Origin of the sequence: Flavobacterium sp. Leaf359, assembly GCF_001423985.1 — a bacterium.
GTDB classification, from domain to species: Bacteria; Bacteroidota; Bacteroidia; order Flavobacteriales; family Flavobacteriaceae; genus Flavobacterium; species Flavobacterium lindanitolerans.
This window is the reverse complement of sequence record NZ_LMPW01000001.1, coordinates 92782-93268: the sequence shown is the minus strand read 5'-3', so window position 1 is coordinate 93268 and position 487 is coordinate 92782. Positions and strand designations below refer to the sequence as shown.

The following is a 487-nucleotide window of genomic DNA, read 5'->3' as shown; positions in this document are numbered from 1 at the left end:
AGGATTGTTAGGGTTAGCATTATTGACAGCAACCGTAGTATTGGTACCTGCAGCTACTGTTGCAGTTTTATCCGTTGCATTAGGAATGGTATTAACATTTACAGTCAATGTTCCATCAGCAGCTACGTCTAACCCGGCTCCTGCTTTTACTGCTCCGGTTGTTGTTGTGGTTGCAGGATTAACATTTACTTTATAATCTGTTGTATTTCCTGCTGATGTGGAAGCAACAGTTGTATTTGTACCATTACTTAATGTCACAATCTTTTGGTTTGCCTGAACGATGTCTTGTATGTTGATGGTATGCGAAGTACCCGTATTGTCTACATATGTAAAACTGGTTCCGTCATAGTAAACATTACCGCCCACCGAAGTGTTTGTAAGGTTCGTAATCAGCTGGTTCAGCACGCTTGTATTGGTGATAATGTCATTGAAGTTGCTTACAACGTCTGCAGGAACGTCGATGGTGACCTGTGTTCCGGCTTCGTTA

At 41.9% G+C, this 487-nt stretch carries 1 pseudogene; it reads right to left on the bottom strand.

The window, feature by feature from the left end:
* Window positions 1-487 (bottom strand): annotated as a pseudogene (locus tag ASG38_RS17835) (hypothetical protein); the annotation flags it as partial.